This is a genomic window from Bacteroides gallinarum DSM 18171 = JCM 13658 (assembly GCF_000374365.1).
Classification (GTDB): domain Bacteria; phylum Bacteroidota; class Bacteroidia; order Bacteroidales; family Bacteroidaceae; genus Bacteroides; species Bacteroides gallinarum.
In genome coordinates this window covers 13,751-35,993 of the sequence record NZ_KB894144.1, presented here as the reverse complement: position 1 = coordinate 35,993, position 22,243 = coordinate 13,751, and the positions used below count along the sequence as shown (strand labels likewise).

The 22,243-nt window shown below is 49.7% G+C and carries 13 protein-coding genes; 5 read left to right on the top strand and 8 right to left on the bottom strand.

Annotated features, from left to right (window positions below; all coding sequences use genetic code 11):
* Window positions 1-15 precede the first annotated feature (15 nt).
* From C233_RS0115295 to C233_RS0115270, 5 genes are all read left to right on the top strand, one after another.
* A complete protein-coding gene (locus C233_RS0115295) occupies window positions 16-2,865 on the top strand; it encodes a SusC/RagA family TonB-linked outer membrane protein (protein WP_081626128.1) in 2,850 nt (949 codons plus the stop codon).
* An 18-nt stretch (window positions 2,866-2,883) separates the two neighbouring features.
* Window positions 2,884-4,416 carry a RagB/SusD family nutrient uptake outer membrane protein gene (locus C233_RS0115290; protein ID WP_018668437.1) on the top strand — a complete coding sequence of 511 codons (1,533 nt, stop codon included), beginning with the start codon at window positions 2,884-2,886 and terminating at the stop codon, window positions 4,414-4,416.
* Window positions 4,417-4,943: 527 nt separating this feature from the next.
* On the top strand, window positions 4,944-6,203 hold the full coding sequence (hflX, locus tag C233_RS0115280; RefSeq protein ID WP_025069098.1) for a GTPase HflX: 1,260 nt from the start codon (window positions 4,944-4,946) through the stop codon (window positions 6,201-6,203).
* Window positions 6,204-6,300: 97 nt separating this feature from the next.
* Window positions 6,301-8,286, top strand: a complete 1,986-nt coding sequence (locus C233_RS0115275) for a DUF4954 family protein (RefSeq protein WP_018668434.1) — start codon at window positions 6,301-6,303, stop codon at window positions 8,284-8,286.
* Between the two features lie 137 nt (window positions 8,287-8,423).
* Window positions 8,424-10,064, top strand: coding sequence for a fumarate hydratase (locus tag C233_RS0115270; RefSeq protein WP_018668433.1), 1,641 nt, complete (start codon window positions 8,424-8,426; stop codon window positions 10,062-10,064).
* Between the two features lie 114 nt (window positions 10,065-10,178).
* On the opposite strand, the gene pelA is transcribed toward C233_RS0115270, so the two are convergent.
* From pelA to C233_RS0115230, 8 genes are all read right to left on the bottom strand, one after another.
* Complete coding sequence (pelA, locus tag C233_RS0115265) at window positions 10,179-11,303, bottom strand: pectate lyase (RefSeq protein ID WP_018668432.1); 1,125 nt, start codon at window positions 11,301-11,303, stop codon at window positions 10,179-10,181.
* A gap of 103 nt (window positions 11,304-11,406) precedes the next feature.
* Window positions 11,407-12,732 (bottom strand): TolC family protein, encoded by a 1,326-nt coding sequence (locus C233_RS0115260; protein ID WP_018668431.1) that lies wholly within the window; start codon window positions 12,730-12,732, stop codon window positions 11,407-11,409.
* Window positions 12,729-15,761 (bottom strand): efflux RND transporter permease subunit, encoded by a 3,033-nt coding sequence (locus C233_RS0115255; protein WP_018668430.1) that lies wholly within the window; start codon window positions 15,759-15,761, stop codon window positions 12,729-12,731. The genes C233_RS0115260 and C233_RS0115255 overlap by 4 nt, the downstream gene beginning before the upstream one ends.
* Window positions 15,762-15,858: 97 nt before the next feature.
* Entirely contained in the window at window positions 15,859-16,941 is a 1,083-nt protein-coding gene (locus tag C233_RS0115250) for an efflux RND transporter periplasmic adaptor subunit (RefSeq protein WP_018668429.1), read from the bottom strand.
* Window positions 16,942-17,087: 146 nt separating this feature from the next.
* Window positions 17,088-18,020, bottom strand: a complete 933-nt coding sequence (rsgA, locus tag C233_RS0115245) for a ribosome small subunit-dependent GTPase A (protein WP_025069099.1) — start codon at window positions 18,018-18,020, stop codon at window positions 17,088-17,090.
* 109 nt (window positions 18,021-18,129) lie between these two features.
* Window positions 18,130-18,690, bottom strand: coding sequence for a ribosome recycling factor (gene frr, locus C233_RS0115240; RefSeq protein WP_018668427.1), 561 nt, complete (start codon window positions 18,688-18,690; stop codon window positions 18,130-18,132).
* Between the two features lie 166 nt (window positions 18,691-18,856).
* Complete coding sequence (gene pyrH, locus C233_RS0115235) at window positions 18,857-19,567, bottom strand: UMP kinase (protein WP_018668426.1); 711 nt, start codon at window positions 19,565-19,567, stop codon at window positions 18,857-18,859.
* A 71-nt stretch (window positions 19,568-19,638) separates the two neighbouring features.
* A complete protein-coding gene (locus C233_RS0115230) occupies window positions 19,639-22,134 on the bottom strand; it encodes a heavy metal translocating P-type ATPase (protein ID WP_018668425.1) in 2,496 nt (831 codons plus the stop codon).
* Between the last annotated feature and the right edge of the window lie 109 nt (window positions 22,135-22,243).

Sequence of the window (22,243 nt, the reverse complement as noted above, 5' to 3'; positions counted from 1 at the left end):
AGTTCTGCGAAGACTTTGCAGATTTCCTACATTGGTATGCAGACTGCAAATGTAGCTATTAAACCTAATGTGAAAGTAATACTTAAGCCTGATGCACAGATGATTGACGAGGTTGTGGTGACAGGTTACGGTAACTTTAAGAAATCTTCATTTACGGGTGCAGCTTCTACCGTATCGACATCCAAATTGCAGGATATTCCCTCGACCTCGATAGAAGATAAGCTGGCCGGAAATATACCGGGTGTACAGATTTCTACGTCTTCCGGTGCGCCGGGAGCAACTAATTACATCCGTATTCGCGGTATGGGTTCTATCAATGCCGGCAATGACCCTTTGATTGTGATTGACGGAACGCCAATGGTTTCGGGAAACGTTAGTATGGTAAGCGATGCAACGACTGGCGCCGGTTACAATGGTGCTGGTACGAATATCCTGTCGACATTGAATAGTAATGATATCGAGTCGATGACAGTTATTAAAGATGCTGCCGCCGCTTCGCTCTACGGTTCGCGGGCTGCTAATGGTGTAATTGTTATCACAACGAAAAGTGGACGTGCAGGTAAAACCCATATCGATTTTCGTAGCGACTGGGGATTCTCGAATATGGCTGTCAACTATCGTCCTACTTTAGATGGCGAATCCCGTCGGACATTAATTTACGAGGGATTGAAGAATTATGCATTAGACCCTTCAGGAGGTGGCTACACGACCGATGCCGATGCGGTGGCTTATGCAGATGGTAAAATCGACAAATATGCAGCCAAACCAGCCAACGGCTGGACAGATTGGAAGGATTTGTTATTCAAGACCGGTTCACACCAAAACTATCAAATCGGAGTTTCCGGAGGAAGTGAGAAAACTCAATTCTACACCTCATTGTCTTATACAAAGCAAGAGGGTATTACTCCCAATACCGGTTTGGAAAGAATGACCGGAAGCGCCAATGTCAGTCATCAATTCAATAGATTTAAAGTAGAGGTTTCCAGCTTGTTTTCCAGCCTGAACCAGGCTTTGTCTAATGAAGGTACTTCATATGACAGCCCTATCATGAATTATGCCTTTACCCAGTCTCCTTCTCAAGACCCGTATGATGAAGAGGGCGAATTCCAGTCTTGTGGTATTTTTGGCGTTAATCCTTTGAAAGAATACCAACATTCATCCGACCATAACCACTTGATTCGCTCATATAATACAATGGCATTCGAATGGAATATCTGGGATAACTTAAAACTTCGTGAAAAGATTGCATATGACTATACATCATCTACTGAAGATGTGCTATGGGACAAAGAATCGAATAATGGAGCTCCGACCGGAGTTATGCAACGCTTCATTCAGAATTTGAGCACCTTGAATACTCAAACTCAGTTGAGTTACATTAAATCATTTGGTAGACATAATGTAGATGCTTTGATAGGTTTTGAAACAGAAGATTATGCTAATAAGCAGAATTACACCGTAGGTCAAGATTATCCAGGTGAGCTGTACGAAATAGGAAATGCCGGTACGACTTCTGCCTCCAGCGGACTCTATCAGTATCGTTTGACTTCTTTCTTGGGACGTGTCAACTATAACTATGCCGATAGATACTATTTGGGTGCCAGTTTCCGCCGCGACGGTAGTTCGCGTTTAGCCAGAGAAAACCGGTGGGGAAGCTTTTGGTCTGTATCCGGTTCTTGGCGTTTTATGGAGGAACCGTTCCTTGAAACAATCAAGAATGTATTGACTGACGGTAAATTGCGTCTGTCTTATGGGGTAAACGGTACGCAGCCTTCCGATTATTATGGCTATATGAGCTTATACAAATATGGCGAATATTATAACGGTACTTCCGGTATGGGAATTGTCGGAGTAGGTAATGATAATCTGAAATGGGAGAAGAACAAGGCGTTCAATATCGGACTTGATTTGAATTTCTGGAATCGTTTGTCTCTGACTTTCGATTATTATACACGTAAAACCAGTGATTTGATTATGAACAGGCCTATTTCTGCTGTTCCGGGATACTATGACAGTTCTTTACTTACCGCATCTATGATGCAGAATGTCGGTTCGATGAGGAATAGCGGTTTCGAACTCTCCTTACAGTCTACTAATTTCCAAACGAAAGACTTTACATGGAGTACAACCCTTAATATTTCGCATAATTCAAACGAGGTACTGGCACTGAGCGGAACGTCCGACCAGATAATTTCCGGGCCGCTGATTCATAAAGTGGGTGAGCCTTATTATTCATATTACATGTATGAGTATGCCGGAGTAGATTCGGAAACCGGTAAAGAAGCTTATTACATTAATGACGGTACTGAAAATGCACGTAAAACAACTACAAATGTCAGTGAAGCGAAACAAGTGATTGTCGGCAAGCATGATCCGGCTGTTGAGGGTGGTTTGAGTAATTATATGAAATGGAAATTTATTGATTTCAATTTCACCTTAACATATTCTTTGGGCGGAGAAGCCTATGATTATGCCACATGGTTGCATGACAATGGCGGAACTTATACTTACCAGGGGGCTACTCCGGCTTATTATAAACTGGAAGATATGTGGAAAAAGCCGGGCGACCAAGCCAAATTGCCGAAATATGAAGTAGGAAGCGGTACAAGCGTCCTCTCGTCCCGTTGGTTGATGCCGACAGATTATTTACGTTTAAAGAATTTGACTATTGGTTTCTCTGTACCTCAGAACTTCTTGAACAAAGCGGGAATCAGCAAAGCCAGAATTTATTTCTCTGCCAACAACTTACTGACGTGGAAGTCCGAAGATTTGTACGTAGACCCCGAAACACCGGTCGACGGACTTTGTACTTTCGAAATGCCTGCATTACGGACATATACCTTTGGTATTGAGATAGGTTTTTAATTATAAAAAAGAATGACGATGAAAATAATGAAAAGTATATATAAAATAGTATGCTGCACCGTCTTGGTTGCAGGATTATCCTCCTGTGTAAATAATTGGTTGGATTTGAAGCCGGCGGATTCTATAATTGCAGAGGGCGCTATCCAATCCAGTTCGGATTTAAGCAGTTTACGTGTCGGTATGTATAAAGCCCTGAAAGGGACTTCTGATTTTACGGATTATTATGGAGCCCGTATGTTTGTGTATGGTGAAGTTCGAGGTGAAGACTTGCAGTATGATGAGACGAACGGTAGCGGACGGGCTTTATTCTTCTATCAAATGAATTATACAACAGCTTCAGAATTTAATTCAAACGGTATATGGCAGTCTCCTTACATTACAATTGGACGTGCTAACCGTATTATAGAAGCTGCGGAAAACGGTTCATTGTCTGATAAAGAAGAAAAAAAGGAACTCATTGCACAGTATGCGGCAGAAGCGCGTGTACTTCGTGCATTAGCGCATTTTGATTTAGTACGTATTTATGGCAAGCCCTATACTGCCGATCAGGGAGCCTCTTTAGGCGTACCGGTAAGTACAACTGTTCTTGCCGCAGAAGAACATGTAGCGAGAAATACCGTAGCGGAAGTATACAAACAAGTCATCGAAGACCTTACGAATGCTATCGACTCTAATTCATTGCCTCAGGACCCGACAACCGGCTATGTTAATCAATGGGCTGCAAAGGCTTTATTGACAAGAGTTTATCTGACTATGGGCAATAACACAGAGGCTTTAAAGGTTGCTGAGGATATAATTGAACATTCACCTTATGAGTTATGGACACGCGACCAATATGTATCCGCCTGGAGCAAATCTGATTCTAAACATGGTAATGAGATGATTTTTGAATTATCCATTACTAACTCGCAAGACTGGACAGACCGTGAGGGTATAAGTTATCTTTATAAGGAGAATGCCGGTGACCTCCCCGGGTATGGGGACATCGTCGCTACCAAACGTTTTGTCGAAGATTTACAATCTGACCCCAGTGATATCCGTCAAAGTATTTTTGTAAAGGCAGAAGGTGAGGACCAAGCAGCTATTTATGGGAACTATCCTGTTTATCTGAATAAATTCAATGCCGGGAATAGTGATGTGCGTTATGCTAATATTCCTATGTTGCGTTTATCTGAAGTATATCTGAGTGCTGCCGAAGCCGCATTTAAGGACAATGACAAAGTCAAAGCTGCCGATTATTTGAATGATATCATAGAAAAACGGACGACTGACCTTACCAAACAGGTAACTATGTCAACAGTTAGCTTAGAGAGAATCCTAATGGAACGCCGTAAAGAATTGGTAGGTGAAGGACAACGCTTCTTTGATGCAATGCGCAATAATGAAACTATTACACGCTATACGTCGGAAACCGATAAAGGTTGGCACTCTTCATTAGTACAAGAAGTGAGAAGCTATAATCGTGATTATTACAAAGCTCTTTCTGCAATTCCACAAAATGAACTGGATGCCAATCCTGCATTGAAAGAACAGCAGAATCCTGGGTACTAATTAAAATGATATCATTAGCGATATTCTAAATTACATATTTGGTAAATAAACAAGCGGGAGGAAGATGAATTTGTTTTCTTTCCGCTTGTTCTATTTCAAAGTTTTTGTGTTCATAAGGAAATGCTTTTCCGATAAGGTAATGAGCAATAACAGCATAACAGTGGATAAACAAGCTGTTTATAGTAATTATGGAGGATACGGCGGTTGGCAACGGTGCTCTTTCCGGCAATACAATCAGTATCAACGGTACATTCACTGTCTCTGCCGGTTCTTATGGCTCGTTTACAGAAGTCTTTGTTCTGCCTGATGCAGAATAACCGTTACGCGATTTAAGGAATAACCTCTAATAGAACTTGCCCAAGTGTACGAATTCAGTATGCTTGGGCATTTCTCGTATTACTATGATACGGTTTGCCGGACACCTTCTCTTTTTTGTTTTTGCCGGTATATTGAATATTCTATGAAATTCCTTATATTTGCTGCGTCTAAACATAGACTGATATAATAGAGAGGGTTGGATTATGGCAATGAAAGAATTTGTAATTTCCGAAGCACAGGTTGAAACGGCGATACTGGTAGGTCTTGTTACAAAGGCTCAGGACGAGCGCAAGACGAACGAGTACCTCGACGAGCTGGCATTCTTGGCTGAGACAGCCGGGGCGGAAGTCGTGAAAAGATTTACTCAGAAGTTAGACCAGGCAAACTCCGTGACGTACGTCGGCAAGGGGAAACTGGAAGAAATAAAAGAATACATCCGTAGCGAAGAAGAAGCGGAGCGTGAAATCGGTATGGTGATTTTCGACGACGAACTTTCGGCGAAGCAGATACGCAATATCGAAGCTGAGTTGAAAATCAAGATACTGGACCGTACTTCGCTTATCCTCGACATCTTTGCCATGCGTGCGCAAACCGCCAATGCAAAGACCCAGGTCGAGCTGGCGCAATACAAATACATGCTTCCCCGTCTGCAACGCTTGTGGACTCACCTGGAACGCCAGGGAGGCGGTTCGGGCGCCGGTGGCGGTAAAGGCTCCGTAGGTCTGCGCGGTCCGGGCGAAACGCAGTTGGAAATGGACCGCCGTATCATCTTGAACCGTATGTCATTGTTGAAAGAACGCCTGGCGGAAATAGACAAGCAGAAAGCAACCCAGCGTAAGAACCGCGGCCGCCTTATCCGTGTGGCATTGGTGGGGTACACCAATGTCGGAAAATCTACCCTGATGACGTTGCTTTCCAAAAGCGAAGTCTTTGCGGAGAACAAGCTGTTCGCCACATTGGATACTACGGTGCGCAAGGTCATCATCGAGAACCTGCCGTTCCTTTTGTCCGACACGGTCGGATTTATCCGCAAGCTGCCTACCGACTTGGTGGATTCCTTTAAATCCACCCTCGACGAAGTGCGCGAAGCCGACCTGCTGTTGCATATCGTAGACATCTCCCACCCCGACTTTGAGGAGCAGATAGAAGTAGTGAACAAGACATTGGCGGACATCGGCGCATCCGGTAAGCCCATGATACTTGTATTCAATAAAATAGACGCTTACACTTACGTGGCGAAAGCGGAAGACGACCTTACCCCCCGAACCAAAGAAAACTTAACACTCGAAGAACTGATGAAGACGTGGATGGCAAAAATGGAAGACAACTGTCTTTTCATCTCCGCCCGCGAACGGATTAATGTAGAGGAACTGAAGAGTGTGGTTTATCAGCGTGTAAAAGAACTGCACGTACAGAAGTACCCCTATAACGATTTCCTTTATCAGACATACGACGAAAGCGAGGAATAACTTTCGCTGCGGATTACACCGATTTATACGGAATAACATCGAGGAAAGCAATCCGTGCAAATCAGTGTAACCTGCGGTGAACTAAAACCGATAAGAAATGACTTATAGAAACTTGACCGAAGACGAAGTACTCCGGTTGAAGAGCCAGTCGTGCCTGGCAGATGATTGGGGGAAAGTAACTGTTGCAGAAGAGTTTTCAACGGAATTCGTGTATCATACCCGCTTCTCGGGCGAGGTACGTTTGGGAGTGTTCCGGTCGGAATTTACTTTGCCGGGCGGAATAAAGAAACATTCCGGCTTGCGGCACGTAACACTCCATAATGTAACAGTGGGCGATAACTGCTGCATTGAGAATATCCAGAACTATATTGCCAATTATGAAATCGGACACGATACCTTCATCGAGAATGTGGATATTATCCTCGTAGACGGGTTGTCCAAGTTCGGTAACGGCGTAGAGGTGTCGGTGCTGAACGAGACAGGCGGCCGTGAAGTGCTTATCAGCGATAAACTCTCCGCCCACCAAGCCTATATCATGGCACTTTACCGTCACCGCCCGGAGCTGATTGCGCGGATGAAGGAAATTACCGATTTCTACTCCAATAAGCATGCCTCCGCTGTCGGTTCTATCGGCAGCCATGTAATGATACTCAATACCGGCTCTATCGAAAACGTGCGTATCGGCGACTACTGCCACATTTGCGGCACGTGCCGCCTGTACAACGGCAGTATCAACAGTAACGAAGTAGCACCTGTACATATAGGGCATGGCGTCATTTGCGATAACTTTATCATATCCTCCGGGTCGTGCGTGGACGACGGCGCCATGCTTACCCGTTGTTTCGTGGGGCAAGCCTGTAAGTTGGGGCATAACTACTCTGCTTCTGATTCCCTGTTCTTCAGCAACTGCCAGGGCGAAAACGGTGAAGCCTGTGCCATTTTTGCCGGGCCTTATACGGTGACGCATCATAAATCCACTTTGCTCATAGCCGGCATGTTCTCCTTTATGAATGCCGGTTCCGGTTCCAACCAGAGCAACCACATGTACAAACTCGGCCCTATCCACCAGGGAACGCTGGAACGTGGAGCCAAGACCACTTCCGACTCTTACATCCTGTGGCCTGCAAGGGTAGGGGCGTTCTCCCTCGTTATGGGACGTCACGTTAACCATTCCGATACTTCCAACCTGCCCTTCTCTTATTTGATAGAGCAGAACAACACCACCTACCTCGTACCGGGTGTCAACCTGCGAAGCGTAGGCACTATCCGCGATGCCCAGAAATGGCCAAAGCGCGACCGGCGCACCGATACCAACAAACTGGACTTCATCAACTACAACCTTTTGAGTCCCTATACCGTACAGAAGATGTTCAAGGGGAGGGAAACGCTGAAAAACCTGCGCTACGCTTCGGGTGAACTGTCCGACATCTATTCCTTCCACAGTGCCAAGATACGCAATTCTGCATTGGTGAAGGGCATCCGTTTCTACGAAATCGCTATCCACAAGTTCCTCGGCAACTCGGTAATCAAACGTTTGGAGAATATCGACTTCCGGAACAACGAGGAAATACGTGCCCGCCTTACTCCCGATACCCCTATCGGCAGTGGCGAGTGGGTGGATATTTCCGGGTTGATAGCCCCCAAAAGCGAAATAGACACGCTGATAGACGGTATCGAATCCGGTACGGTCAACCGCCTGAAACATATCAACGCCGAATTTGAGCGGATGCACCAAAACTACTATACTTACGAATGGACATGGGCATACGACAAGTTGGAGGAGTTCTATGGCATCAATCCCGCAAACATAACGGCGGACGACGTCATCCATATCGTCGAGAAGTGGAAAGAGGCCGTTGTAGGCCTGGACCGTATGGTCTACGAGGATGCCAAGAAGGAATTCTCCCTGGCTTCCATGACCGGCTTCGGCGCCGACGGTTCGCGCCTCGAGAAAGAGCTCGACTTCGAACAGGTGCGCGGTGACTTCGAGAGCAATCCGTTTGTAACCGCCGTATTGAAACATATCGAGGTAAAGACTGCGCTGGGCGATGAGCTGATAGGACGTATGCGGAAAGTGCGTTGACAGAGGGCGGTGTGGCGACGGCATGCCGGTGCAGGGGGAGGCAGCCTTGTTTTTTCACCCTAATTAAAGAAATATTTCAATAATAGTTGCTACCTTTGTGTCACGAATCACTTTAAACATTAAATGAACAAGTAATTATGGCAACAACACCTCCGTTCAAGTATCAGCCCATGTTCGAGAAGGGTAAAGATACAACCGAGTATTATCTGCTTACAAAAGACTATGTATCCGTAAGCGAGTTTGAAGGAAAACCTATCCTGAAAATCGAAAAGGAAGGGCTTACCGCAATGGCTAATGCGGCTTTCCGCGACGTTTCGTTTATGTTGCGCCGTTCGCACAACGAGCAGGTCGCCAAGATTTTGAGCGACCCCGAGGCAAGCGACAACGACAAATATGTAGCTTTGACTTTCCTGCGCAATGCCGAAGTTGCCTCCAAAGGCGTGCTGCCTTTCTGCCAGGACACGGGTACGGCTATCATCCACGGTGAAAAAGGACAACAGGTGTGGACGGGCTACTGCGATGAGGAAGCTCTCTCGCTCGGCGTCTACAAAACATATACGGAAGAGAACCTGCGTTATTCCCAGAACGCCCCTCTCAATATGTACGACGAAGTGAACACGAAGTGCAACCTTCCGGCCCAGATTGACATCGAAGCTACCGAAGGCATGGAGTATGAGTTCCTTTGCGTTACCAAGGGCGGCGGTTCTGCCAACAAGACTTATCTCTATCAGGAGACGAAAGCTATCCTGAATCCCGGGACACTGGTTCCGTTCCTTATCGAAAAGATAAAGACGCTGGGCACGGCCGCATGTCCTCCCTACCACATAGCCTTCGTTATCGGAGGAACTTCCGCCGAGAAGAACCTACTGACGGTGAAGCTGGCTTCCACCCATTTCTACGACAACCTGCCTACTACGGGCAATGAGTTCGGCCGCGCTTTCCGCGACGTGGAATTGGAAAAACAAGTATTGGCGGAAGCTCACAAAATCGGACTCGGCGCACAGTTCGGCGGCAAGTACCTGGCTCACGATGTACGCATCATCCGCCTGCCGCGTCATGGTGCCTCCTGTCCTGTGGGTTTGGGCGTTTCCTGCTCTGCTGACCGTAACATCAAGTGTAAAATCAATAAGGAAGGTATCTGGATTGAGAAGCTCGACAGCAATCCGGGCGAGCTTATCCCTGCCGAACTCCGCAAGGCGGGCGAGGGCGATGTAGTGAAAATCGACCTGAACCAGCCGATGAAAGATATCCTGAAAGAGCTGACCAAGTATCCGGTTTCTACCCGCCTGTCCCTGAACGGTACGATTATCGTAGGACGCGACATCGCCCATGCCAAGCTGAAAGAGCGCCTGGACCGCGGTGAGGACTTGCCGCAGTATATCAAAGACCATCCTATCTACTATGCCGGTCCTGCCAAGACCCCGCAGGGTATGGCTTGCGGCTCAATGGGCCCGACTACTGCCGGCCGTATGGACCCGTATGTAGACCTGTTCCAAAGCCACGGCGGCAGCATGATTATGCTTGCCAAGGGTAACCGCAGCCAGCAGGTTACGGACGCCTGCAAGAAGTACGGAGGTTTCTATCTCGGCTCTATCGGCGGGCCTGCCGCTATCCTGGCGCAGAACAACATCAAGAGCATCGAGTGCGTGGAATATCCCGAACTCGGTATGGAGGCTATCTGGAAAATCGAAGTGGAAGACTTCCCCGCATTCATCCTGGTAGACGACAAGGGCAACGACTTCTTCAAGCAATTGAAGCCGTGGAATTGCAGTAAATAAGCATTAGTAAGATTGCATAAGAACGAGAGCCGCCGGGATTACTTCTCCGGCGGCTCTGTTTTATTTGATGAGTTTTCTATCAAAGTGGGGCGCTGATGTGTGCTGTCCGTGTTCCTATTCCTTTGCAGATACCTTTGCCGGCATTCGTTTTTTCCATTCTTCGTACTTTTTCAGCACTTTCAGTCCGGCATTGTTGTACCAACTGTAGCCGGTACGGCGTTCATAGCCTATTTCGGAAATATCGTACTTCTTCACGCCGTCTCGGTCGCAGAAGAAAGGACGGTTGTCTTCGAGAGTGTAGAAACGTGCCCAAAGTACGGGACAAGGATAGTCGTCCTGCGGACATGGAATCATTCGATAGTCTTTTTTCCCTTCGCTGTTAATGAAGTTCTCACGCATGATACCCGTTATTTTATTTGCCTTGAACCATGCGACAGCAGCTTCTACGGAAGCTATGATTTCGGGCGACGGGTCAGGGATAGACATCAGTAATAGGACGATGTTGGCCGACTCGGCTCCGCTGAGTGAGGGAAGTTCGTAGGCACGGGCTTTGGCGGGGGTAAGGGTGTGTGCGTCATGCTGGGCACACCACACTGTCAGTTTGCCGTTTTGCTTTACCTGAGTGTTAAGAATACACTCCACACCTTTGTCGAATGCGACCCGGGCACGTTGGCAAAGAGTGTCCGGTACATAAGTGTACGGGGCTTTCCTATTGTAAACATCACACAACAGGTTCATAACGTTTACCATTGCGTTGTCGTTGTAGGTGATGTGGGTATAATAGCCTTTGGGACGCGGCCAAAATTGAGGCCAACCGCCATTGGGGTATTGTGCTTTCAGTATGTAGCGTATACCCTCTAAGGCGGCATCTTTGTATTTCTCTATATTGGTGGTCAGATAAATACGGGAAAGATAACGGATTTCCGTACTCGTAGCGTTATTGTCGATAGTGCTTTGGTTGACATCATCTTTCGCAGCAAGGGCTTTCTTATACTCATCGGCAGTCAGTTCGGCGGGCATATAGATGTTTTTGGGCCAGCCGCCGGTCGTTTGCTGGTAGAGCAATACATTGTCGGCGATACGAATCGCTTCGGGAGTGGCGAAGAAAGCGTTGTCCAGTTTGGGAGCTAACTTCACCCAATCCTTATAGGGATGTTTTTCCTTGTAGTTGGTTGCCTCCTGTGCATTGGCCCCCGTGAGAAGGGCGAGCAATGCACAGAAGAGAATTGTTCGTTTCATACTATTGACGTTTCGAGTTTCTTTGCGAACAAAAGTAGAGAAAACTCTATAGAGAGAATAGTAATATTTGTTTTTAAGAGAGTAAATATTGTGATTTATATATTTATTCTAAATACTTTTCTACCCTCCCGCTGATTTGCAGCAAGGAAATTTCGCATAGCTTGGTGTCGTACTCTGCCGACAGGATACGTTCTTCGGCATCCAGCAAGCTCTTTTGCGCCTCGCGCATCTCGATACCCGAAAGGTTGCCGAGCATGTAGCGCTCCATGGCGATTTCGTGGTTCTCCTTGGCTGCTACAAGGTTTTGGCGTTCCAGTTTCAACATCTGGAGATTGTTCTGGTAGGCTTGCCACAGGTTACTCAGGTCGGCGCGCAGCGTCAGCTCCAACTGCTCCCGTTCCAGGCGGGCATTCTGCACTGCGATGCGGGCGTTGCGGCGTTCGCGGCGGCGGTTGCCGTCGAAAAGGTTGAACCCTACGGTAACGCCGAAGTTCAGCCCGAGGTTGCTGCGGCGGCTGTTGGCGGAAATATCGTATTTATTGAAGGTATAGCCGTAACCACCGTTCATCTTTACGTACGGATAATCGCGCGAGCAGACCTGCTTGTAATCCAGGCGTGCCAGGGTATTGTTCTGTTCGGCTTTCAGCAAAGACGAGTTGGCCTGCAGGGTGGCGTTCCAAAGCTCCTCGAAGTCCAGTTGGGCACTTACGTTGATAAGGCTGTCCTCGATGATGAAGGGACGGTCTACATCTTCGCTCGCCATAAGCTCGTTCAGTTGGATACGCGAGGTATGCAGCAACTCCTGCTGTTTCATGTATTGCGCACTGTCGGCATTGAAGTCCACCTTCGCCTGCTGGTAGTCTAGGCGGGAGAAGTTACCGATGTGGTAACGCTCCTCCACGATACGCAGGCGTTCCTTGGAGAGCGATACGGCGTAGCGGAAGTTCTTCAGGCGGATTTTGTGCTGTACGTAATTGTAGTATTCGGCGGCGATATTGGCTATCAAGTCCTCTATGGCGATGCGGGTACTGGTTTCGCCCTGCCGTTCCAGTTCCTTCAGCTTCTGGTATTCGGCAGTGATGTTGAAACCGTCGAAGATAGTCCAGCTCAGGTTGATGCCGGCATCGACCGTCTGGTCGAACACACCATTGTCCTTGGTGGTTGCACCGGTGGCGCGCAGCTTCGTTTCCGTATTATCCAATGTCCCCTCGTAACCGGCAGACAGCTCGACGGTGGGCAGGTAGCCGGCATTGGCAAGGGTAGCGTTGTTCTTGCTTACCTGCTGTTCGTTACGAGTGATGCGCAGGGAATAGTTGTTCAGCAATCCCTGTTCCAGGCAGGACTTCAAGGTATAGATAGGTGCAGGCTGTGCCTGGACAGCAAACACAGCGCACAGAGCGATTAGGAAAGATACAATCGTACGTCTCATACGTTCTTTAATTTACTTCGGTTGGTAGATACATAACTGTAAATGGCGGGAACGATATACATCGTGAGCAGGGTGGATACGAGCATACCGCCTACTACGGCCGTACCCATAGCAATACGCTGGTTGCAGCCCTCGCCCGTGGCGAATGCCAGCGGTATCAGTCCCAGTACGGTAGAGGCGCTTGTCATCAGGATAGGACGGAGGCGTTGCAGGGCGGCATCCTTGATAGCCTGCATCTTGTCCTCGCCCGTTTCCTGCTTCTGGTTGGCAAACTCTACAATCAGGATACCGTTCTTAGCCACCAGGCCAATCAGCATGATGATACCGATTTGGCTGAATATATTCATGGTGATACCGCCGAAATGCATGAATACCAACGCGCCGGCAATGGCGAGAGGTACTGTCAGCATGATAATCAGCGGGTCTTTGAAACTCTCGAACTGGGCGGCAAGAATCAGATAGATAAGCAGGATTGCCAGGATAAAGGCGAACATCAGGCTGGAGGAACTCTCGCGGTACTCCTTCGAGTCGCCGGTAAGGGCGGTACGGAAAGTATCGTCCAACGTTTCCTTGGCTATCTTGTCCATTTCGTCCAATCCCTGTCCGATAGTCTTTCCGTCGGCAAGTCCGGCAGAAATGGTGGCGGACACGAAACGGTTGTAACGGTATAGCTTGGGCGGTGCGATGCCGTTCGTCAGCTCTATCAGGTTGTCGAGCTGTACCATGTCTCCCTGGTCGCTGCGGATATAGATACCTTTCAGGTCGGCAGGCTTGTTACGCTGCTGGCGGTTGATTTCTCCCAGGATTTCGTATTGCTTCCCGTTCATGTAGAAGTAGCCCATGCGCTGGCCGCTCAACCCGTATTGCAGGGTTTGGGCGATGTTGCGGGTACTTACTCCCATAATACTCGCCTTGTCGCGGTTGATGTTGATACGGGCTTCCGGCTTGCTGAACTTCAAGTCCACGTCCGCCATTTGGAATACCGGGTTCTCGTACACCTTTTCCATGAACTTGGGCAGTACCTCCTGCAACTTCTCGATGTTGGTGGCCTGCAATACATATTGCACGGGCATGCCGCCGCGCCGTCCGCCGAATGAGGACGACTGCTGCACGAAGGAGCGCGCCATTGTTTTCCTCTGCACCGCTTTCGACAACTCCTCCGCCACTTCCATTTGCGTATAGTCGCGGTCTTTCATGTCTTTCAGGGTGATGCGCACGTTACCGCTACCGCTGGATACACGGGCGGTCACCGCTTCGGCATCGGGCACGATAGAGTCTACGAGCAGGTTAATGTCCTCCGTATAGTCGCGGATGTACTCGTAAGTCACACCTTCGGCGCCGCGGGTGTTGATACTGATTTGGGAACGGTCTTCCAACGGCGCCATTTCCGCCGGGATATGGTTCCAGAGGAAACCGATGATGATAATGGTTGCCGCCGTAAATGGCAGTGCAATCCAGCGCTGGCGCAAGAAAGCCGCCAGCGAACGGCTGTAAATGCTGTTCATCCCCTCGAAGAAAGGTTCGGTCTTTCGGTAGAACCAGCTTTGCCTTTCCCTTTTTATTAGTAGCTTGGTAGCCAGCATCGGCGTAAAGGTCAGGGCGGCGAAAGCCGAAATGATAACCGAGCCGGACACTACGATACTGAATTCGCGGAACAATCGTCCCGTCGTACCTTCCATAAATACGATAGGGAAGAACACCGCTACCAGCGTAATGGTGGTGGAGATAACGGCAAAGAAGATTTCCTTAGCACCTTCGATACCCGCCTCTTTCGGAGGCATCCCCTTCTCGATACGCACATAGATATTCTCCGTCATTACAATCGCGTCGTCCACCACAAGCCCCACGGCGAGCACAATGGCAAGCATGGAGAGCACGTTGATAGAGAACCCTGCCAGGTACATCACGAAGAAAGCGCCGATTAGCGAAACGGGGATTACGATGCAGGGAACCAGTGTTACGCGCCAGTCGCGGAGGAACAGGAAGATGATGATGATTACGAGGATGAACGCCTCATATACCGTCTGCTTCACCTCGTCTATGGAGGCGCGGATAAATTTGGTGTTATCGAACCCGTACGAGTAATGAACATCTTCCGGCAAATCCTTCTGCATCTGCTCCATACGCTCGTACACGGCGTCGGCAATCTGGATATGGTTGGCGCCCGGCTGCGGGATAACCACCACGCCCACCATCGGCACGCCGTTCATCTTCATATAACTCTTGATGTCCGCCGGCCCCAGTTCGGCACGGCCTATGTCGCTGAACCGTACGATGCGGTTGCCGTCTTCTTTCAGGATAAGATTGTTGAATTCTTCCGCCGTATGCATCAGTCCGAGTGTACGGATAGTAAGCTCGATAGTGTTTCCTTCGATACTGCCCGAGGGAAGCTCCACATTTTCATCGTCTACCGCTTCCTTTACATCGACGGGAGTGATGCCGTAGCCGGACATTTTGATAGGGTCGAGCCACAGGCGCATGGAATAGCGCTTTTCTCCCCAGATGCTCACACTACTTACATCGGAGATTGTCTGGAGCTGCTCCTTCACGGTGAGGTCGGCTATCTCGCTCAGTTCCAGCAACGAGCGCTTGTCGCTTTGCAGGGCGACCATAAGGATAGGGGTGGCGTCTGCATCGGCTTTGGACACGGTGGGCGGGTCGCAGTCGCGGGGCAGGTAACGCTGGGCACGCGAAACTTTGTCGCGTACATCGTTGGCAGCCGTTTCCAGGTCTACGGAAAGCTCGAATTCCACTGTGATGCGCGAGGAACCTTGCTGGCTGACGCTGGAGAGCGAACGGATGCCCGGAATACCGTTGATGTTCTGCTCCAGCGGTTCTGTAATCTGGTTTTCGATAACGTCGGCGTTTGCTCCCGGGTAAGAGCAAGACACGGAAATGATAGGATTATCCACCGACGGATACTCGCGGACACCGAGGTAGTTGTACCCGATGAGGCCGAAGAGCAGGATAATCAGTGTCAATACGGTAGAGAGTACCGGTCGCCGTATGCTTAATTCGGATATGTTCATGGTAAGAGTTAAGAATTATGAATTATAAATTATGAGTAATGAATGTTGGGCTGCCATGCTGCATGGCAATTCATTCTTCATCCTTTACCATTCATCATTAATTTATGTTGTCTAATGTCACTGCCAGTCCCGTACGGAGCTGTAAGGTTCCCGAGGTGATAATCGTATCGCCCACGTCGAGGCCTTGCAATACCTGTACCTCGGCTTCCGTACGGATACCGGTGGTTATCTCTACCGGTTGCGCCTTTCCCGATTTATAAAGGAAAATCTTGTCTTTACCCATTTCCGGCACGATAGCCTCGGACGGCACGGCGATAGCATCGTGTATTTCGTCCTTGTTCAGCTTTATGCTGGCATAGCGGCCGGGCAGTACGGCACTGTTGGCATTGGGATAGAGCGCCCGGATAGTCAGCGTATGGGTGGTGGGGTCTATCTTGGATTCGCGTGCATAGACTGTGGCATGGAAAGTGTTCAGCTTTCCTTCGAGGGTGAAGTTCAGCCCAGCACCGATTTTTACATCGTTGGCATACCGCTCGGGTACTGCAAACTCCACTTTCAGGGGAGAGAGCTTGGTGAGCTTGGCTACGATAGTCGAGGGCGAGGCGTAGGTTCCTACGCTGACCTGCCGCAACCCGATTACCCCGTCGAAGGGGGCGCGAAGCTCGGTTTGCGCAATGTTGGACTCTATCAGGTCGATGTCGGCATTAAGGGTAGCCAGTTCCGTCTTTACCTGTTCGTAGGCCTCCTTGCTGACCGCATCCCTCTCCAACAGCGCATTTTGGCGGAACACACGGTCTTCCGCCAGTTTCAGTTGCGATACCAGTCTTTGCAATTGTGCCTGGAGCGGGCGGTCGTTAACCTTGGCAAGCAACTGGCCTTTCTTGACGAAGCTGCCTTCCTCGAAATTGATTTCGATAATCTTGCCTGACGTCTCGAACGAGAGGTCTACCTCTTCATCGGGCAACAGGCTGCCGCTGATTTGTATTTCGTCTTTCAGTAATTGCGGTCTTACTATCTTTGCGTTTACGTTCAACGCCTTCTTCTCTCCGCGTTTACCGGTCATCACCCTATCGGCTGCCGCCAATTCCTCGTTCTCTTTGGGAAGCTGGGAATAAATACCCCCGCCTATTAGCCCGGCACCAATGAGTGTAATGATGCCCCATTTTACTTTTTTGTTCATGTCGTAGTATTAGTAGTATATTTAGCCTTAGATTTCGACCGAAAAGGTACGGAAAAGTTTAAAACCAGAAAAGTTAAAAAAAGTGATAGGGGAATAAAGCAATAAGATAACAAGGTGACAGGGCGGTAAGGCAGTAGAGTGATAAATTAATACGCTGCCCTGTATTTCCCTTCCTCTTTGTCTTCCAGCATGTTCAGGTAAGAGGTGTAGCGTGATTCGCTGATGTAATGTTTTTCCACCGCTTCGCGTACGGCGCATCCCGGTTCGTGGCGGTGGGTGCAGTTGTTGTAGCGGCAGTTGGCGGAGGCTTTGAATATTTCCGGAAAGTAATGCCCTATTTCCTCTTCTTCCATGTCGAATGTGCCGAAACCCTTGATACCCGGCGTGTCGATGAGGTAGCCGTTGCCCGCTACGGGAAACATCTCGGAAAAAGTAGTGGTGTGCATCCCCTTGTTGTGATAGGAGGAGATTTCGCCGGTCTTGATATCCAATTCCGGCAGGATAGCGTTGATAAGAGTGGATTTGCCTACCCCGGAGTGACCGGAGAAAAGGGTTATTTTCCCTTTCAGTTCTTCCTCGATGCGGTCTACGCCTTTACCGGTCTTGGCGGACACCCTGAAACAGGGATAGCCGATAGTGGTGTAGAGGTTGACAAGCCCGTCCAGGTAGCGTAGCTCGTCTTCGTCGTAGGCATCCGTTTTGTTGAATATGATATTGACCGGAATGCGGTACGCCTCTGCCGAGGCGAGAAAGCGGTCTATGAATGTGGTGGAGGTTTCCGGATAGTTCACAGTGACTACCAGCATGCACTGGTCGAGGTTGGCGGCAAGGATATGGGATTGCTTGGATAGGTTGGACGAGCGCCGGATGATGTAATTCTTCCGCTCCTCGATTTCGTTGATAAACGCCGTGCCTCCCTGGTTCAGGATAATCTGCACGTGGTCGCCTACCGCTACCGGATTGGTGCTCCGGATACCTTTCAGGCGGAAGTTACCTTTGATTTTACATTCCACGTAAGTGCCTTCGTCGGTCTTTACCAAGTACCAGCTCCCCGTATTCTTAATTACCAGTCCCCTCAAAATAGTTGGAAGTTGAGAGCTGAAAGTTGAAAGTCGAGTGCCGGGAGTCGCTGGAACGGTCATGCCGCACGGTAACTCTCAATGCCCGACTTTCAACTTTCAACTATATTTATACTGTCATAATCTCTTTGTCCTTTGCCGCCAGCATATCGTCGATTTGCTTGATATACTTGTCGTGTATCTTTTGCAGCTTTTCCTCACCGCCTTTTTGCGCATCTTCCGCCAGGCCTTCTTTTACGGATTTCTTCAAGGCGTCGATTGCATCGCGGCGTGCGTTGCGCACACTTACCTTGGCAGTCTCGCCCTCTCCTTTGCACTGCTTGGCAAGTTGCTTGCGGCGTTCTTCCGTAAGCGGGGGGATACCGATACGTATAATCTCGCCGTTGTTTTCGGGCATGATGCCGAGGGCGGAGTCGATGATTGCCTTTTCGATGACACGGAACATACTCTTATCCCACGGCTTGATAGCGATACTGCGGGCATCCGGGGTGGTTACGGCTGCTACGTTGTTGATAGGAACCATGCTTCCGTAAGAATCTACACGGATACCGTCCAACAGGCGCACGTCGGCTTTCCCGGCACGGATATGGGCTAATGATTCTTCCAGGTACATTACGGCCATATCCATTTTCTCTTGTGCTTCGTCTAAGATGTCTTTTACGTCTTTCATATTTCTATAATTTGAAGTGGCTTATAGTTTGAAACTTTGCAAATATAATTAATTCACCACAGAGGACACAGAGTTCCACGGAGTTTTTTTCTTTTGCACTCGATTATATGTACGGGTTAAAAGAACGGTTGGACTCTGTGGAACCCTGTGTCCTCTGCGGTAAATCTCAGTTGTGCACCAGCGTTCCTATCTCTTCGCCCTGCATCACTTTTTTCAGGTTGCCCACGGTGTCCATATCGAAGACGATAATGGGCAGGTTGTTTTCCTTGCACATGCAGGTGGCGGTAAGGTCCATGACCTTCAGACCGCGTTTCAGCACCTCGTCGTAAGTGATATCGTGGAATTTCGTTGCCGTAGGGTCTTTCTCCGGGTCGGCGGTATAGATACCGTCCACACGTGTACCTTTCAGCATGACATCCGCTTCGATTTCGATACCGCGGAGGCTGGAGCCGGTGTCGGTCGTGAAGAACGGGTTGCCCGTTCCGGCAGACATGATGACTACTTCGCCCGCTTCCATGCACTCGATAGCTTTCCATTTGTTGTAGAACTCGCCGATAGGCTCCATGCGGACAGCCGTCAGCACGCGCGCCTTTACGCCTGCCGCCACCAGTGCCGAGCTTAGCGCAAGGCTGTTGATAACGGTTGCCAGCATACCCATTTGGTCGCCTTTTACGCGGTCGAACCCTTTGCTGGCGCCGCTCAGGCCGCGGAAGATGTTGCCGCCGCCGATAACGATGCCTATTTGTACACCCAATCCGTGGATTTCCTTAATCTGCGCCGCATATTCGGCAAGACGTTTCTCGTCGATACCGTATTGCTTTTCTCCCATCAGGCTTTCGCCGCTGAGTTTCAGTAAAATTCTTTTGTATGTCGCCATAGTTTATCAATTTATTTCGCTTCCCTGCAAAGATAGGAAAATAATGCCAATCGGTAATAAACAATTTTCAGTTATTCTTTCAGCGTATAGTCTCCCGCTTCCGCAGTTACTACAGCCTGCAACTCGTCGAGCGTCTTTTCACCTGCCGCGAACTCTACGGTTGCCACCGGCGGGTTCAGGGTTACGGTGGCGTGTACGCCGTCCATACTGTTCAACGCTTTCTCTACATGCATGCGGCAATGGTTGCACATCATGCCTTCTACTTTGAATTCTTTTTTCATGACTTTATCCGTTAATGGTTCTACTTCGTTATCCGGTTGCCCTGTACCGTCAGTAGCAGGGCTTTCTGTAATCTCTGTCTTTTTCCTTTTCAGCCGCAGGCTGTTAGTCACTACGCTTACACTGCTGAATGCCATGGCCGCCCCTGCTATCATCGGGTTCAGCAGGAAACCGTTGACGGGGTAGAGTACACCGGCAGCGATAGGTACACCTATTATATTATAGATAAATGCCCAGAACAGGTTCTGGCGAATGGTACGCACGGTGAGCCGGGACAACTTGAGTGCCTCCGGTATCTTGGTCAGGTCGGAGGAGATGATAGTCATCTTGGCTACATCCATGGCGATGTCGCTGCCGCCGCCCATGGCGATGCTCAGGTCGGCCTGTGCCAGGGCGGCACTGTCGTTAATGCCGTCGCCTGCCATTGCCACCTTCTTGCCGTTTTTTTGCAACTCGCCGATAAAGGCGGCTTTGTCCTGCGGCAGTACTCCCGCCTTGTAATGGAGGATGCCCGCCTTGCGGGAAATCTCCCGGGCAGTGGCCTCGTTGTCGCCGGTCAGCATATAGACATCGATGCCGGCGGCCTGCAACTCGCCGACAGCCTGTATGGAAGTCTGCTTGATACGGTCTGTGATGCCTGCGATAGCCAGCGCCTTTTCGTTGTCGGCAAACCAGATAACGGTTTGCGCATCCGCCGTAAGGCGGGCGGCTTCATCGCTTAGCGACGGGGCGATGCTAATACGGTTCTCCTCCAGCAGTTGCCGGTTGCCGGCATAATAGAGCTTCCCGTTGCATTCGCCTTTCACCCCTCTGCCGGTGAGACTTTCGAAGCCGGTAATGTCCAGGTTCCGGGCATCCCGGAAATGACGCACTACCGCCTCGGCGAGCGGATGTTCCGACAGCTTCTCCAGGCTGTAAAAGATGTCGGAGGCATCTTCCGTACGGTCTGCCCGGATAAAGTCGGCCACTACCGGCTTTCCCTCGGTTACCGTTCCGGTCTTGTCCAACACTACCGTATCGATTTTCCGGGCTATTTCCAGGCTTTCGGCATCTTTTATCAGGATACCCCGTTCGGCGCCTTTGCCTATGCCTACCATAATGGCGGTGGGAGTGGCGAGCCCCAGGGCGCACGGGCAGGCGATGATAAGCACCGTAACCAGTGCCAGCAGCCCGTGGGTAAATCCGTTTTGCCCGTCCAGCAGCATCCATGCAATGAAAGACAGCACGGCAATCCCGATGATAACCGGTACGAAAATACCGGCAATCTTGTCTACCAACTGCTGTACGGGGGCTTTGCTACCTTGCGCATCCTGCACCATGCGGATGATTTTTGCCAGCAGCGTGTCCGTGCCTACCTTCTGTGCGCTGAACCGGAAACTGCCTTTCTGGTTGATAGTGCCGGCAAATACCTGCGCATCCTTTTGCTTGGCTACCGCCACCGGCTCGCCGCTCAGCATGCTTTCGTCCACGTACGAGCTGCCCTCCGTCACCGTGCCGTCTACGGCAATCCGCTCTCCGGGTTTCACCAGGATGATGTCGCCCGGGCGGATTTGTTCGATTGGGACGGTCTGTTCCGATGCGCCGTCGATTACCGTTACGGTCTTGGGTTGCAGCCCCATGAGTTTCTTGATAGCGGAGGAGGTATTACCTTTCGCCTTTTCCTCCAACAGGCGTCCCAGCAGGATGAAGGCGATGATGACGCTTGCCGCCTCGAAATAAACGTGCGGTTGGATGCCTCTTTCCAGCCAGAAGTCGGGGAAGAGCATGTTGGAGAGGCTGAACAGATAGGCTATTCCGGTGCTGTTGGCTACCAGCGTGTCCATGTTGGCGCTGCCGTGTTTCAGTTGTTTCCATGCGCTGGCGAAGAAGCCCCTCCCCAGCCAGAATACGACGGGAGTGGAGAGCAGCCACATCACGGGGTCGGCATACGGCATATCCATGAAGAACATGCCGATAACCATAACCGGCACGGACAGTACGATAGCCCATACGGTGCGGAATTTCAATGCGCGGAATTTCTTGTCGTGCGCCTGCTCCACCTCGCTCAGTATGTCCTCGTCCTGCTGTACCAGCAGGTCGTATCCGGCAGCCTGCACAGCTTGCTGCAAGGCTTCGGGAGAACAGCCGCGGGGGTCGTACTCCACGGTTGCCATTGCCGAAGCGTAGTTTACGGTGGCTTTCCGGACACCTGGCTGGCGGTTCAGCGTCTTTTCTACGCGTGCCGAACAGGAGGCGCAACTCATTCCCGTTACGGGAAAGTTTTCTTGAACAATGTTTTTGTCTGCCATAATAAGGTATGTTATCGGTTAGTTCCCGGCGCGGTACTTTGAGTTTACTGCGGATAAACTGAGAGTTCCGACGTAGGAAACACTTTGTTTAAACGGTTTAAACTCTTTG

Coding starts and splice junctions, on each gene's coding strand:
- C233_RS0115290 (WP_018668437.1), top strand. CDS start 2,884: ATGAAAATAATGAAAAGTATATATAAAATAGTATGCTGCACCGTCTTG.
- hflX (WP_025069098.1), top strand. CDS start 4,944: ATGAAAGAATTTGTAATTTCCGAAGCACAGGTTGAAACGGCGATACTG.
- C233_RS0115275 (WP_018668434.1), top strand. CDS start 6,301: ATGACTTATAGAAACTTGACCGAAGACGAAGTACTCCGGTTGAAGAGC.
- C233_RS0115270 (WP_018668433.1), top strand. CDS start 8,424: ATGGCAACAACACCTCCGTTCAAGTATCAGCCCATGTTCGAGAAGGGT.
- pelA (WP_018668432.1), bottom strand. CDS start 11,303: ATGAAACGAACAATTCTCTTCTGTGCATTGCTCGCCCTTCTCACGGGG.
- C233_RS0115260 (WP_018668431.1), bottom strand. CDS start 12,732: ATGAGACGTACGATTGTATCTTTCCTAATCGCTCTGTGCGCTGTGTTT.
- C233_RS0115255 (WP_018668430.1), bottom strand. CDS start 15,761: ATGAACATATCCGAATTAAGCATACGGCGACCGGTACTCTCTACCGTA.
- C233_RS0115250 (WP_018668429.1), bottom strand. CDS start 16,941: ATGAACAAAAAAGTAAAATGGGGCATCATTACACTCATTGGTGCCGGG.
- frr (WP_018668427.1), bottom strand. CDS start 18,690: ATGAAAGACGTAAAAGACATCTTAGACGAAGCACAAGAGAAAATGGAT.
- pyrH (WP_018668426.1), bottom strand. CDS start 19,567: ATGGCGACATACAAAAGAATTTTACTGAAACTCAGCGGCGAAAGCCTG.
- C233_RS0115230 (WP_018668425.1), bottom strand. CDS start 22,134: ATGGCAGACAAAAACATTGTTCAAGAAAACTTTCCCGTAACGGGAATG.